Source organism: Kaistella polysaccharea, assembly GCF_020410745.1.
Lineage (GTDB): Bacteria > Bacteroidota > Bacteroidia > Flavobacteriales > Weeksellaceae > Kaistella > Kaistella polysaccharea.
This window is the reverse complement of the sequence record NZ_CP084528.1, coordinates 2,551,378-2,564,654: the sequence shown is the minus strand read 5'-3', so window position 1 is coordinate 2,564,654 and position 13,277 is coordinate 2,551,378. Positions and strand designations below refer to the sequence as shown.

The 13,277-nt window shown below is 37.0% G+C and carries 14 protein-coding genes; 10 read left to right on the top strand and 4 right to left on the bottom strand.

The genetic code is table 11. The features are described 5' to 3' along the window. Positions 1-12 precede the first annotated feature (12 nt). Positions 13-738 (bottom strand): helical backbone metal receptor, encoded by a 726-nt coding sequence (locus tag LC814_RS11875; RefSeq protein WP_226064159.1) that lies wholly within the window; start codon positions 736-738, stop codon positions 13-15. Position 739: 1 nt separating this feature from the next. Further along, complete coding sequence (gene mgtE / locus LC814_RS11870) at positions 740-2,059, bottom strand: magnesium transporter (RefSeq protein WP_226064158.1); 1,320 nt, start codon at positions 2,057-2,059, stop codon at positions 740-742. Between the two features lie 267 nt (positions 2,060-2,326). Here mgtE and LC814_RS11865 point away from each other — a divergent pair, with 267 nt between their 5' ends. The 10 genes from LC814_RS11865 to LC814_RS11820 all read left to right on the top strand — a co-directional run bounded on the left by LC814_RS11865 (position 2,327) and on the right by LC814_RS11820 (position 11,432). After that, on the top strand, positions 2,327-2,956 hold the full coding sequence (locus LC814_RS11865; RefSeq protein WP_226064157.1) for an NUDIX hydrolase: 630 nt from the start codon (positions 2,327-2,329) through the stop codon (positions 2,954-2,956). 25 nt (positions 2,957-2,981) lie between these two features. Continuing rightward, on the top strand, positions 2,982-3,779 hold the full coding sequence (locus LC814_RS11860; protein WP_226064156.1) for a lysophospholipid acyltransferase family protein: 798 nt from the start codon (positions 2,982-2,984) through the stop codon (positions 3,777-3,779). Positions 3,780-3,790: 11 nt separating this feature from the next. After that, a complete protein-coding gene (locus tag LC814_RS11855) occupies positions 3,791-4,234 on the top strand; it encodes a hypothetical protein (RefSeq protein WP_226064155.1) in 444 nt (147 codons plus the stop codon). 14 nt (positions 4,235-4,248) lie between these two features. Beyond that, a complete protein-coding gene (locus LC814_RS11850; protein ID WP_226064154.1) occupies positions 4,249-4,782 on the top strand; it encodes a hypothetical protein in 534 nt (177 codons plus the stop codon). Positions 4,783-4,844: 62 nt separating this feature from the next. Continuing rightward, entirely contained in the window at positions 4,845-6,032 is a 1,188-nt protein-coding gene (locus LC814_RS11845; RefSeq protein ID WP_226064153.1) for a homogentisate 1,2-dioxygenase, read from the top strand. 103 nt (positions 6,033-6,135) lie between these two features. Further along, positions 6,136-7,416, top strand: a complete 1,281-nt coding sequence (locus tag LC814_RS11840) for an acetyl-CoA hydrolase/transferase family protein (protein ID WP_226064152.1) — start codon at positions 6,136-6,138, stop codon at positions 7,414-7,416. A gap of 204 nt (positions 7,417-7,620) precedes the next feature. After that, positions 7,621-8,751 carry a 4-hydroxyphenylpyruvate dioxygenase gene (hppD, locus tag LC814_RS11835; protein ID WP_226064151.1) on the top strand — a complete coding sequence of 377 codons (1,131 nt, stop codon included), beginning with the start codon at positions 7,621-7,623 and terminating at the stop codon, positions 8,749-8,751. 24 nt (positions 8,752-8,775) lie between these two features. Beyond that, positions 8,776-9,237, top strand: a complete 462-nt coding sequence (locus LC814_RS11830) for a hypothetical protein (protein WP_226064150.1) — start codon at positions 8,776-8,778, stop codon at positions 9,235-9,237. 73 nt (positions 9,238-9,310) lie between these two features. After that, positions 9,311-10,558 carry a fumarylacetoacetase gene (gene fahA / locus LC814_RS11825; protein WP_226064148.1) on the top strand — a complete coding sequence of 416 codons (1,248 nt, stop codon included), beginning with the start codon at positions 9,311-9,313 and terminating at the stop codon, positions 10,556-10,558. A gap of 52 nt (positions 10,559-10,610) precedes the next feature. Continuing rightward, positions 10,611-11,432, top strand: coding sequence for a flavin reductase family protein (locus LC814_RS11820; RefSeq protein ID WP_226064146.1), 822 nt, complete (start codon positions 10,611-10,613; stop codon positions 11,430-11,432). A 64-nt stretch (positions 11,433-11,496) separates the two neighbouring features. On the opposite strand, the gene LC814_RS11815 is transcribed toward LC814_RS11820, so the two are convergent. Both LC814_RS11815 and LC814_RS11810 read right to left on the bottom strand, forming a co-directional pair. Continuing rightward, the gene (locus tag LC814_RS11815; RefSeq protein WP_226064145.1) at positions 11,497-12,315 is read right to left on the bottom strand and encodes a TerC family protein; all 819 of its coding nucleotides are present in this window, start codon (positions 12,313-12,315) and stop codon (positions 11,497-11,499) included. A 67-nt stretch (positions 12,316-12,382) separates the two neighbouring features. Beyond that, positions 12,383-13,231, bottom strand: a complete 849-nt coding sequence (locus tag LC814_RS11810; RefSeq protein ID WP_226064144.1) for an alpha/beta hydrolase family protein — start codon at positions 13,229-13,231, stop codon at positions 12,383-12,385. Between the last annotated feature and the right edge of the window lie 46 nt (positions 13,232-13,277).

Sequence of the window (13,277 nt, the reverse complement as noted above, 5' to 3'; positions counted from 1 at the left end):
GGAGTCCTTTTTTTATGAATTATAAATAGAGAGGTTTTTCAAATAATCACCAACTTTCATCAAGTGGGTTCCAAACCAGGAAAAAGCTTCACCATCAACCAAAATTATTTTCTTTTTCGGAAATTCAAGTTGAAACTCATCTATATTTTTTTGCTGAAAAGGATATGGTTCGGTGGATAAAAAAATAAAGTCGGCATCATTCAATTCAGCGAGTTCTATTTCAGGATATCGCTTTTGGTTTTGAAAAATATTTCGAAAGCCAAGTTTCATTAAAACTTCATGGATAAAGGTATCTGAACCAATTGTCATATAAGGTTTTTTCCAAATAAGATAAGCTACTTTTTTGGAATTAGATATTTCAATATTATCGAAAACATCATTAATTTTTTGATTAAAAAGAAGTGCTAAATCTTCCTTTTTTAAAAGAATACCAAGATCAGAAATGAAACGTGCATTATCTTCTACTGTCTGAACATCTGTAACCCAAACTTGAAAATCTTTCATCAATTCTTCAACCTGAATTTTTTCATTTTCCTCTTTATTGGCGATGATTAAATCAGGATTTAAATTTCGGATTTTCTCTAAATTTAAATTTTTAGTACCTCCAATGATATCAACGTTTTTTACCAAATCTGCCGGGTGAATACAGAATTTTGTGCGTCCGATTATCTCCTGCGAAGTCAGTCCAAAATCAAAAAGTGTTTCGGTAATGCTGGGAACGAGGGAAATAATTTTCATGCTAAAGGAGCTTTCCGGCCAGGAACATGCCCGCCACGGTGAAGTAAATGATCAATCCGGTAACATCGACAAGAGTTGCTACGAACGGCGCCGAAGAAGTCGCGGGATCCAATTTTAATCTTTTCAGAACGAATGGAATCATAGAACCTGATAATGTTCCCCATAAAACGATCAAAACCAGGGAAACAGAAATACTGAAAGCGATGTACATCCAATATTCTCCGTAATCAAACAAGCCCATTTTTTGCCACATCATAATTCGTATGAAACCGATAATCCCAAGAATTCCACCGAGACAAATTCCTGACACTATTTCTTTGCGCATCACGTACCACCAGTCTTTTAACGTAAGTTCCTGGAGCGCCATTGCCCGAATAATCAAGGTAGCTGCCTGCGACCCGGAATTACCACCACTTGAAATAATAAGAGGAACAAAAAGTGCCAATACAACCGCTTTTTCAATTTCATGTTCGAAATAACCCATTGCTGAAGCGGTTAACATTTCAGAAAAGAAAAGGATAACAAGCCAGGTTGCTCTTTTCTTGATCATTTCCGTCCACGACGTTTGTGTATACGGCAAATCTAAAGCATCAACTCCACCAAATTTCTGAATATCTTCCGTATTCTGAGACGCAATTTGATCTAAAATATCATCAATGGTTACAATTCCCACCAATACTCCACTTTCGGTTACAATTGGGAGCGCTGACCGGTCATACTTTTCAAAATACGGTACGGCATCTTCTTTTGAAGTTGTTGTCGTAATCGCAACAAAATGATTGTCGGTAATTTCGGAGATCAAGGTATCTTCTTCCGCAAGAAGCAAAGATCCAATCATAATATCATCAATAAGGCGGTTTCGCTCATCAACCACATAAAGATGGTTCATGGTTTCTACTTTCTTACCCAATTTTTTAATCTGCTGAAAACATCGCTTTACCGTCCATTCTTTGCGAATTTGGATATAGTAAGGCGTCATCAATCGGGCAATAGAATCAGAATCGTAGCCTAAAAGCTTCAATGCAACCCTTCGTTCTTGAGGATTTAAAAGATTAATGGAATATTTAATCAGCTCGTCTGGAAAATCTTCGAATAGAGCGGTCCGGTCATCCGGCGTCATTCCATTCAAAATTTCCGAAACCTCATCGCTGCCAATACCCCGAATGGTTTCTTCCTGAAAGTCTGGATCAAGATGCGAAAAAACATCTGCTTTATACTCTTTGGGAACTTTCAGGAAAGCAATAAGCCGCTCATCGACGCGAAGGTCGCTGAGTGTTTCTGCAATATCCTGAGGATTAAAAATAAGTTCTTGAGTCTCCAAACTGTTTTTATAAGAATTGCAAAAGTAACTAAATTAAAAAAGAAAAAAAATAAACCGTCTTCATGTTTTGGGTGTTTTGCTTCGATTGATGTATTTATTCACTTATTTTCTTCAATAAAAAATTCCAAATAATTGGAATGTGCGATTTTTTAGAAAACACCAGGAATTATCAATAAAATCTTTAATCATAAACGATCCGCACAATTATTACGGAAATTTAACTTTCCTTTAAAACAATTTCACTTCCTGATTGTGTAAATTTGACCTATGAAAACTTTCGGAAGAGACCTCCTGACCAAAATACAGCAAGCCCAGCTTGAAGGCGAAGCTGCACACGAAATATATTCTCCGCCTTACCGACCACTTTATTCATACGAAGAAATTTTAACAAAAAATCCAAAATTTGCTGCAGTCAATATTCTTTTATATTTAAAGGATAATGAGTGGTATTTGCCTTTAATTGTACGCAGTGAAAATGAGCGTGACCGGCACAGCGGACAAATTTCTTTACCCGGTGGAAAAAAAGAAGATTTTGATCCCAATTATGCGGCCACAGCAAAACGGGAAACTTCAGAAGAAGTGGGAATTGATGAACATTATATCCGTATTATCCGTGAACTTTCGCCCATTTATATACCGCCGAGCAACTTCTACGTGAAAGCTTTTGTCTCTTACACGAAGAAAAATCCAGTTTTTATCCTTCAGGAAAGCGAAGCGGTGGAGTTAATCGAATTTCCAATTTCCTCTATTTTAAGCTTGAAAGATGAACCGGAAATGATGGTTTTAGACAGTTCCCGCGGAGTTGAAGTTCCTGTTATCAACTTCAATGGATATATCATTTGGGGTGCGACATCAATGATCTTAAGCGAATTTAGTCAATTATTGAAAAATTTGTAAATTCGCAGCCTATGTTAATTAGATAATGGCGAAGAAAAATATTTTCACGGATGCTTTTGGTAATCTGTATTTCCTGAAAAGGATGATTATTTTCATTTTAGGAATGGTATCCTACCGAAGATTTAATGGTTTCAATAAGCTAAAAATTTCCGGTACTGAAAATTTAGTCAATCTTCCAGATTCGAATGTTCTTTTCGTCTCAAATCACCAAACTTATTTTGCTGATGTTGCCGCAATGTATCAGGCTTTTTGCGCGGTAAACAATGGTTATTTAAATTCAATTAAAAATCCGATCTATCTTTTAAATCCAAAAGTTGACATCTATTATGTCGCGGCGGAAGAAACAATGAACAAAGGTTTTATGACTAAAATCTTCAAATTAGCCGGCGCAGTAACCGTAAAAAGAACCTGGCGGGCAGAAGGTCATGATGTGAACAGAATGGTAGATTTATCGGAAGTAGAAAACATCATGAAAGCGCTGGACAACGGTTGGGTAATTACCTTTCCGCAGGGTACAACATCTGCTTTTGCGCAAGGTAGAAAAGGAACTGCAAAGTTGGTGAAAAGTCAAAAACCAATCGTAATTCCAATCAAAATAAATGGCTTCCGACGGGCTTTCGATAAGCAAGGCTTACGCGTAAAAGTCACCGGCGTAAAGCCAACTATGGAATTCAAACCTCCTTTAGATATTGATTACGATAACGATAATTCAAACGAAATAATGCGTAAAATCATGGTCGCTATAGAGCAGACTGAAGATTTTAACGTTTTACACGATTATGATGAAGAACTGAAAGCCCAAAAAGCAGAAGTTAAAATTTAAATTAAACCCGTATGAAGAAACTGATTTTTGTCTTTACCCTTTTACTTTTAACAGCGTGTGCAACACCAAATAAATACAGCGATTTCGATTACAGCTACGCCAGGAGCGGCGGTTTGTCGCCTATTTATGAGAATTTGTTGATCAAAGGTCATAAAGCGCATTACTCTTTCGAAGGTCAAAATCAAAAAATTAAAAAGGATTTTAGAATTACCAATCAGGAGCTAAGAGAAATAGAAAACGTGCTTGAGGACAACAATTTTCGGATGATACAGGAAGATTATAAGAAACTGTATGATCATATCTCAACATCTATCAGTGTTAAAAAAGGCAATAATACCGGGAGAAAAAGTGACGCTTCTTATATTATGCCGAAGGATCAGGAACGTTGGGATAAAGTTGTTATGGTTTTCCAGGACATTATCACCAAGCACGTAAAAGCAGATTCGAAAAAATAATTTTATTTCAGAATATGTTTAGCAAGTTTCAAAGTAAAACGCGCGTCCTCCTTTTTAGTAAAACGCCTTCTGTTCGGCCCTTTTTTTTACAGGTCTTAAATTTTCACGGCAAGCAGTTTGATTATTTTTCCTCAAATCAAGATCTTGAAATTTCTGAAAATGATTTTGTAATTCTGGAATCATTCGACCCGGAAATTGTTAAAAATTTCAAACCAAATATCGCAGTAGTAACTTCGGAAGTTGAGCAAAATGATTTAAACTTCGTAAGCAACTCAATGATATCCGGCGGCGTTTTAATTTATCCTCAGACTTTAAATGCTGAAGTAGAAGCGCCAAGTGCTTACTTTAGAAAGTTAGAATTTACTAAAACTGATTACTCCCAAAACGGCCGAAATTTCTTGATTAAAAGCCCGATGGGCTCGATTCCTTTTCATACTGATGACGAAATCTTAGCATCCAATTTATCAGGTTTACAATTGCTCGCCCAGCAATTTGGTATTATGGAAGAGGAATTCTATGAGGCGGTGATGGAATTCACACCTGCTTAAATATCAGCGTCTTTTTCCGAAGTCTGAAAATTTCATTAAATTTACTTACTAAAATTACCAAAATGAGATATCATCAGTCCGGGAAAATTCCACAGAAAAGACATACCGTTTTTAAGTCCGAAAATGATAAGTTTTATTACGAACAGCTTTTCGGTACCGAAGGATTTCATGGTATTTCTTCACTTCTTTACCATATTCACCGACCAACGCAGATAAAATCCATCAGTGAACCCAAAGATGTAACACCTAAAATTGCAGTCGCCAAAAATGTTACGCCGCGCATGTTTAAAGGAATGAATATTTCTGCGGAAGATGATTTTCTCGACAGTAGAAAAGTACTTCTCCTAAATAATGATCTGAAATTAGGCTTAGCAAAACCCCGAAAATCCACTGATTATTTTTATAAAAATGCCGAATGCGATGAAATGCTTTTTATACATGAAGGAAGTGGGACACTGAAAACATTTGTCGGTAATATAGAATTTTCTGTGGGCGATTATCTTATTATTCCGCGCGGAACCATTTACTCTATTGAATTTAAAGACGAAAACAATGTACTTTTGTTCATTGAAAGTCACTCTCCTATTTACACACCGAAAAGATATCGAAACGAATTTGGACAATTGCTGGAACATTCGCCATTTTGTGAGCGAGATATAATAGCTCCTACATTTTCAACACCGATCGATGAAAAAGGAGAATTTTTAATTAAAGTGAAAAAAGAAGATCAACTTTGGGATTTCGTTTATGCCACGCATCCATTTGATGTCGTTGGTTGGGACGGTTATTTTTATCCCTATAAATTCAATATCAAAAATTTCGAACCGATAACAGGTCGCGTTCATCTTCCTCCACCGACTCACCAGAATTTTGAAGCCCATAATTTTGTTGTGTGTTCTTTTGTTGCGCGAATGTATGATTATCACCCACAAGCAATACCGGCACCTTACAATCATTCAAATATTGACTCCGATGAGGTTTTATTCTATACCGAAGGTGATTTTATGAGCCGCAATCATATCGATTTAATGGATTTCACTTTACATCCTGGTGGTATTGTTCACGGACCGCATCCGGGTGCTATGGAACGCAGCATCGGGAAAAAATTCACGGAGGAATATGCGGTAATGGTTGATCCTTTTCGTCCATTTAAAATAACGGAAGAAGCATTAAAGGTTGAAGATCCAACTTATAAAACTTCCTGGTTAGAAACCGACGAGAATTATCTGGCAGACCGCAGCCAGGAATAAATATCATGTTGTAAATAATCTAAAACTGACTTTACTCATTTCAAAACTGAAAGTAAATAATTACTTTTGAGACGTATTCTAATGTATAATAAAAAATAAAAATATGGTTCAGTATATCAGCGCCGAAGAGGCAGTTTCTGTCATCAAAAGTGGCGATCGAATATTTTCTCACGGCAGCGCCTGTACGCCCAATCTGCTTATTGACGAGTTGGCTAGACAATCGGCTCGGTTACGGGATATCGAATTTGTTTCCATTACGCAACAGGGAAATGTAGAGATTGCAAAACCACAGTATAAAGACAGTTTTTACATCAACTCACTTTTCGTATCTACGCCAGTGCGGGAAGCGGTAAATTCAGAACGCGGAGATTTCGTACCTGTTTTCCTGAGTGAAATTCCAACGCTTTTCAAATGTGGAATTCTTCCGCTTGACGTCGCCATTGTAACTGTTTCCCCACCAGATATTCATGGATATTGCACGCTTGGAACTTCTGTGGATGTTGCCAGAAGTGCCGTGGATAATGCAAAAATTATCATCGCACAAGTAAATCCACGAATGCCAAGAACACATGGTGATGGAATGATTCACTATTCTAAAATCGACAAAATGGTGTGGCACGAAGAGGAATTGCTCACGATCGATTATGGTGCTAAAGTCGGTGAATGTGAAATGCTGATTGGTAAAAATGTGGCAGAACTTATTGATGACCGTTGTACTTTACAAATGGGTATCGGCACCATTCCCGATGCGGTATTGAAATGTCTGGGCAATCACAAAGATTTGGGTGTACATACAGAAATGATCAGCGACGGAATTGTAGATTTGGTTGCCAATGATGTGATTACGAATAAATACAAGGGAACCCATTTGAACCGAACCATCACCAGTTTTGCGTTTGGAACCCGTAAATTATACGATTACATTGATGATAATCCGTCTTTTGCATTTATGGATGTGGAGCACGTGAATTATCCGATCAATATTATGAAAAATAAAAAAATGATCGCCATTAATTCCGCTATTGAGATAGATTTAACCGGACAGGTTTGCGCCGATTCCATAGGAACTTATCAATTTAGTGGCATTGGTGGACAAATGGATTTCATGCGTGGCGCAGCCTTATCTGAAGGTGGAAAACCAATCATCGCCATTTCATCACGTACTAAAAAAGGAATTCCGAGAATTACGCCTTTCTTAAAACCTGGAGCAGGAGTTGTTACAACGCGAGGTCACATTCATTATGTGGTAACTGAATATGGCGTGGCTTATCTTTATGGTAAAAATTTACGTCAGCGTGCGAAAGATCTAATCGAAATTGCGCATCCAGATGACCGTGAAATGTTGGATCAAGCAGCATTTGAACGTTTTAAAGTTTTAGTCTAATTTGAAAATAAATAATAATTCCCGATCACTTCGGGAATTATTGTTTTAATATGGTTTTTCAGATCAACCAACCTTTCATACAAATTCCTATAATTTTGAAGATTAATATAAGGTTGAAATTATTTTAAAAGAAAATTAAAACTAAACGCTCAATTCTACTACTCCTAAAATTTTTGTAATTTGCAATATCTAAATTTGAAAAAAATGTCAACACTCACCTTTGCAGAAAAAATAGCACAAGCAGAAAACTTTCTGCCCATCAATGGTACAGATTATCTTGAATTTTATGTAGGTAATGCCAAGCAGGCTGCCCATTTTTATAAGACCGCCTTCGGATTTCAGTCTGTAGCATATGCCGGTCCTGAAACAGGAATGCGTGATCGCGCATCTTATGTTTTACAACAGGGCAAAATACGACTTGTACTTACTTCAGGTTTAAATTCTGATTCACCCATTTGTGAACATCAGAAAAAACATGGCGATGGTGTGAAAGTTCTCGCCTTGTGGGTTGACGACGCTTATTCTGCATTCGAAGAAACTACAAAAAGAGGTGCAAAACCTTATTTAGAGCCGACTACTCTAACAGATGAAAACGGCGAAGTTCGCATGTCTGGAATTTATACTTATGGAGAAACAGTGCACATGTTCGTAGAACGTAAAAATTACAACGGTGATTTTATGCCTGGCTATCAGAAATGGGAAAGCGATTATGCTCCTACCGATGTCGGTTTACTTTATGTAGATCACTGCGTTGGAAATGTTGGATGGGACCGTATGATACCTGTGGTAAAATGGTATGAAGAAGTCATGGGTTTTGTTAATATTCTCAGTTTTGATGACAAGCAGATCAACACAGAATATTCTGCTTTGATGTCAAAAGTAATGAGCAATGGTAATGGCTTTGCTAAATTCCCTATCAATGAACCGGCGGAAGGTAAACGAAAATCTCAGGTGGAAGAATATCTGGATTTTTATGAAGGAGAAGGCGTTCAGCACATTGCCGTAGCAACAAAAGATATTATAAAAACTGTAGTTGAACTTAAATCCCGAGGAGTTGAATTCCTTTCTGCACCGCCAGAAGCGTATTACGATATGGTTCCGGAACGCGTGGGACATATTGATGAAGATATTAAAAGACTACAGGAATTAGGAATCCTGATCGATCACGATGAGGAAGGTTATTTACTCCAGATTTTCACAAAACCTGTAGAAGACCGCCCGACTCTTTTCTTTGAAATTATAGAAAGACATGGCGCACAAAGTTTCGGCGCCGGAAATTTTAAAGCACTTTTTGAAGCTTTAGAAAGAGAGCAAGCTAAAAGAGGAAATCTATAGATGCTACAATTTCAAAAGTATAAGATGAAAAAATTACTGCTCCTCATATTTCTTGTTTTCTCCACGCTTGGGCTCCGGGCACAGTATGGTTCGGCCAATGCTATTTTAGACCGTTTGGAGGAAAGAAGAGGCATTAATCAAAATTTAAAAAATGTAAACATTGATGATAAGAAGTTTGTTTTAATTAAAGATTTTGAAGATCACACAGAACGCTCATTTCTTGTGATTAAAGGTAATTTAGCCACCTATATCGAAATTTTTGATGACAAAAGTAACGGGCAAAGTACATCGAATGTTTTCAGTGGAGATGTAGTTCGGTCTAAACACAACATCGTATCGTTGCGTGCAGATTTGCTGGAGGGGAAAAAGATCCCCATCGCGGTTACAAAAACCTTTCTGATGACAAAGCAGAAAAAAATTCTGTACCTCATCGACATCAACACCAAAGAAAGATGGATTGATGAAACTGCCATAAATAAAAACTAAATACAAATTATTCATTTAAGGTTCAAAGTCATGATAATCGCATACTTTGAACCTTTATTTTAAATACTATCTTATGAAATCTTTTATCTCTTATTCGGAAAATTCAGATTTTTCAATTCATAATATTCCCTTTGGTGTTGCCATTTTCAATCAGGAATATATCGCCTGTTGTACAAGGATTGGTGATATGGTTCTCGATTTGGCCACTATTTATGATTACGGATTTTTTGATGAAATAGAAGGCCTTGAGGAAAATGTTTTTGAAGCCTACACGCTAAACGAATTTATAGAACTCGGAAAACCGGTTACCAATGCCGTAAGACTTAAAATTCAGGAACTTTTACAGGAAGATTCAAAACTTGGACAAGACAAAAAAACGGTGGAACAATGTTTCTACAAATTTGACCATGTTCAGATGATGATGCCTGTACATATTCCAAATTATACCGATTTTTACAGCAGTATTGAACATGCAACAAATGTTGGAAAAATGTTTCGAGGTGAAGAAAACGCACTGTTGCCAAACTGGAAACATCTTCCTGTAGGTTATCACGGGCGCGCTTCTTCTATTGTGGTTTCTGGGACAGATTTTTACCGCCCAAAAGGACAGATGAAACCGCCGGGAGCAGAAAGTCCAGTTTTTGGACCTTGTAAACAGTTGGATTTTGAACTCGAAATGGGGTTCATTGTGAATAAACACTCGGAGATGGGCGACAGTATTTCAACGTCGGAAGCAAATGATGCAATTTTCGGAATGGTTTTATTTAATGATTGGTCTGCGCGCGACATTCAAAGTTGGGAATACGTTCCATTGGGACCATTTTTAGGGAAAAATTTCTGTTCTTCCATTTCGCCCTGGGTCGTTACCTTAGAAGCTTTGGAACCTTTCCGCATCGAGTCGCCAATTCAGGAACCAGAAGTTTTGAATTATTTAAAATTTGAGGGCAAGCAGAATTTAGACATTAAACTTCAGGTGTATTTAAAACCGGAAAGTGGTGAGGAAAATTTAATTTGCCAAAGCAATTATAAATTCATGTACTGGAATATGACGCAACAGCTTGCGCATCATACCGTAAATGGCTGTAATGTAGAAGTTGGAGATATTTATGCATCCGGCACCATATCTGGGAAGGATAAAGATTCTTTTGGCTCAATGCTCGAACTAAGTTGGCGCGGGACCGAACCAATCCATTTGGCAGATGGTTCTGAGCGAAAATTCATCGAAGACAATGACACCATCATTATGCGTGGTCACGCTGAAAAAGATGGAATTAGAGTTGGTTTTGGAGAAGTCGTGGGGAAAGTTTTGCCGGCCAAGTAGATCGATACCATATCGAAAATCTAAACTTCCTTTTTATATTTTATTAAAGACAATGAAAACTATTTCTCCACAAGACTTAAACAACTTCGAATTACAAACGCTTTTGCAGACTGCGATTGCACCGCGTCCTATCGCATTGGCTTCAACGATTGATATAAATGGCAATGTCAATTTAAGTCCCTTCAGTTTTTTCAATATGTTCAGTTCTAATCCGCCAATCGTCATATTTTCGCCGGCGAGAAGAGTTCGAGACAATACGACAAAGCATACTTTAGAAAATGTTTTGGAAGTTCCTGAAGTTGTGATTGGAATTGTGAATTATAAGATCGTTCAGCAAATTTCTCTGGCTTCTACAGAATATGACAAAGAAATCAACGAGTTTGTAAAATCAGGCTTGACCATGAAGGAAGCAGATTTAGTTCAACCAAAATTAATCGACGACTGTCCTGTCAATCTTGAATGCAAGGTTCTAGAAGTTAAACATTTAGGAACAGAAGGCGGCGCAGGAAATTTAGTAATTTGTGAAGTGATTAAAATTCATGTTCGCGAAGAATATCTTAATGATCAAGGAGCATTGGATCAGAAAAAATTGGATCTTGTTGCCCGATTAGGCGGCAGTTGGTATTCCAGAAATAATGAAGATAATCTATTTGAAGTTCCGAAACCATTAGTTACAAAGGGAATTGGTTTCGACAGATTACCCAATGAAATTAAGTTCAGCACCGTCTTCACCGGCAATGATTTAGGGATGCTGGCAAATATTGAAGATCTTATGGAAGGAAATTTCAGCGCAGATGAAACCGTTCATAAAGAAGCGCAAAATCTTTTACATCATCATCAAATCTTGGAGGCGTGGGAAAAATTACGGGTTTAATCAGCGGAACATTTACACAAAAGATAAAAATAAAGCCACATTATCTGTGGCTTTTATATTTGAATTAGTCCTTAATACTTAAATCTTCATTTAGATCTGGATTCAGTTTCAAAGCTTTTCGGTTTTGATTATTTCTTAATTTAATATTCAACACTTCTACCAGTAAACTGAAAGCAAGACAAGAATAAATGATGTTTTTGCTCACATGTTGATGAATTCCTTCTGAAACCAACATCACTCCAATCACAACCAGGAAGGACAAAGCAAGCATTTGCAAACTTGGGTATTTATTGATAATGGCCGAAATCGGTCCCGCAAATGCCATCATAATTCCGATTGAAATAACCACTGCAATAATCATTAACACCACATTATCAACCAGACCAATCGCGGTAAGAATTGAGTCTAATGAAAATACCATATCGATTAAAATAATCTGAATGATGACCATGGTCATTAACGATGAACCTGCAGATTTTGGTTGATGATGCTCATCGTGAACCTGCATTTTTCCGTGAATTTCAAAGGTGCTTTTTCCGATCAAGAAAATACCTCCGATTAATAAGATTAAATCTTTCCAGCTTAACGAGAGTGGCAGATCTGTACCGGGTTCATCGAGAAATGGCAACGTTACAATAGGTTCTTTCAAACCGATAATCCAGTTGATCATTAACAACAAAGCAATACGGAAAATCATGGCGAAAGCCAATCCCAGATTTCTAGCAAATTTCTGTCTTTCCTTGGGCAATTTATCAGAAATAATGGAAATGAAGATGATATTATCTACACCCAAAATAATTTCCAGGAAAGTAAGCGTTAATAAACTGATCCAGATTTGCGGTTGCGCAAAATCAGGGAATTCTAGAACCGACAGAAGCATCATATATAAAATTTTTGGTTCGCAAAATTACAGAAAATTCTATTTAATCTAATATTAATTTTTATTTACATCACGATGTGAATTGAGTTTGGATAAAATTAATCATCTCCAATGTTGCTTTTTCTAAATCTTCAGGAAGTTGATCCTCCGGCCAAGGTTCCTTTGCTCCAAAAGTATGTGTTGCCTTATCGATGAGAAATAATTTAGAATTCTTGATCCATTCATTGAGCAAATAAGCTTCTTTATCTTTCACCGCTTCATCATTTGTTCCCTGAACAATCAAAGTTGGTTTTTCTAAATTATGGGCAGCGTGCTGAATATTGAATCGGTCTTCATGGGATTTATAATCTTCAAAGAATTGAAAATAATGGGGCATTTGTTGTTTCGTTCGTCCATTTTCGGAGTACATAACCCCTTCATTTTCCCATTCCTCTAATCTCTCGCCAGATGGGAAACGGTAACCGAAATGACTTACTCCAGCGAGAATAATCAAAGCTTTCACGCGGGCATCTTCATAAGCTTCAATCACCGAGATTCCACCGCCGCGACTGTGACCGATGATGACAATTTTATCGTTGTCAATTTTGGGATCATTCTCGAAATGGCTAATCACCTGGTGATAGTCTGACATTTCTTTGGTGAAATTATTATTTCCAAAAGCTTCTAAATCTGCAAATTCTTCAGGTTGATCAAGGGTTGTTCCATTATGCGAAAAATTAAATTTAACAAAGAAAAATCCTGCTTCTGCAAATTTCCTAGCCATCAAATCCCAAGCACCCCAATCCTTATAGCCTTTGTACCCATGTGCAAAAATAACGAGTGGTAATTTTTCTTCGGTTTCCCGATAATAAGCGTCGGCTAAAAAATCCCGTGTCTCGGAATTTTTAATGATGATATTTCGGTTGATATGAAGTTCCATTTGAATATTTTTTATTTTTATTAAAGTTAATCAATTATAAAAAGTA

Excerpts from the sequence above, each read along its gene's own strand:
- LC814_RS11865 (WP_226064157.1), top strand. The coding sequence starts at position 2,327 with ATGAAAACTTTCGGAAGAGACCTCCTGACCAAAATACAGCAAGCCCAG.
- LC814_RS11845 (WP_226064153.1), top strand. The coding sequence starts at position 4,845 with ATGAGATATCATCAGTCCGGGAAAATTCCACAGAAAAGACATACCGTT.
- LC814_RS11875 (WP_226064159.1), bottom strand. The coding sequence starts at position 738 with ATGAAAATTATTTCCCTCGTTCCCAGCATTACCGAAACACTTTTTGAT.
- LC814_RS11810 (WP_226064144.1), bottom strand. The coding sequence starts at position 13,231 with ATGGAACTTCATATCAACCGAAATATCATCATTAAAAATTCCGAGACA.
- LC814_RS11820 (WP_226064146.1), top strand. The coding sequence starts at position 10,611 with ATGAAAACTATTTCTCCACAAGACTTAAACAACTTCGAATTACAAACG.
- hppD (WP_226064151.1), top strand. The coding sequence starts at position 7,621 with ATGTCAACACTCACCTTTGCAGAAAAAATAGCACAAGCAGAAAACTTT.
- LC814_RS11850 (WP_226064154.1), top strand. The coding sequence starts at position 4,249 with ATGTTTAGCAAGTTTCAAAGTAAAACGCGCGTCCTCCTTTTTAGTAAA.
- LC814_RS11815 (WP_226064145.1), bottom strand. The coding sequence starts at position 12,315 with ATGATGCTTCTGTCGGTTCTAGAATTCCCTGATTTTGCGCAACCGCAA.
- fahA (WP_226064148.1), top strand. The coding sequence starts at position 9,311 with ATGAAATCTTTTATCTCTTATTCGGAAAATTCAGATTTTTCAATTCAT.
- LC814_RS11860 (WP_226064156.1), top strand. The coding sequence starts at position 2,982 with ATGGCGAAGAAAAATATTTTCACGGATGCTTTTGGTAATCTGTATTTC.
- LC814_RS11830 (WP_226064150.1), top strand. The coding sequence starts at position 8,776 with ATGAAAAAATTACTGCTCCTCATATTTCTTGTTTTCTCCACGCTTGGG.
- LC814_RS11840 (WP_226064152.1), top strand. The coding sequence starts at position 6,136 with ATGGTTCAGTATATCAGCGCCGAAGAGGCAGTTTCTGTCATCAAAAGT.
- LC814_RS11855 (WP_226064155.1), top strand. The coding sequence starts at position 3,791 with ATGAAGAAACTGATTTTTGTCTTTACCCTTTTACTTTTAACAGCGTGT.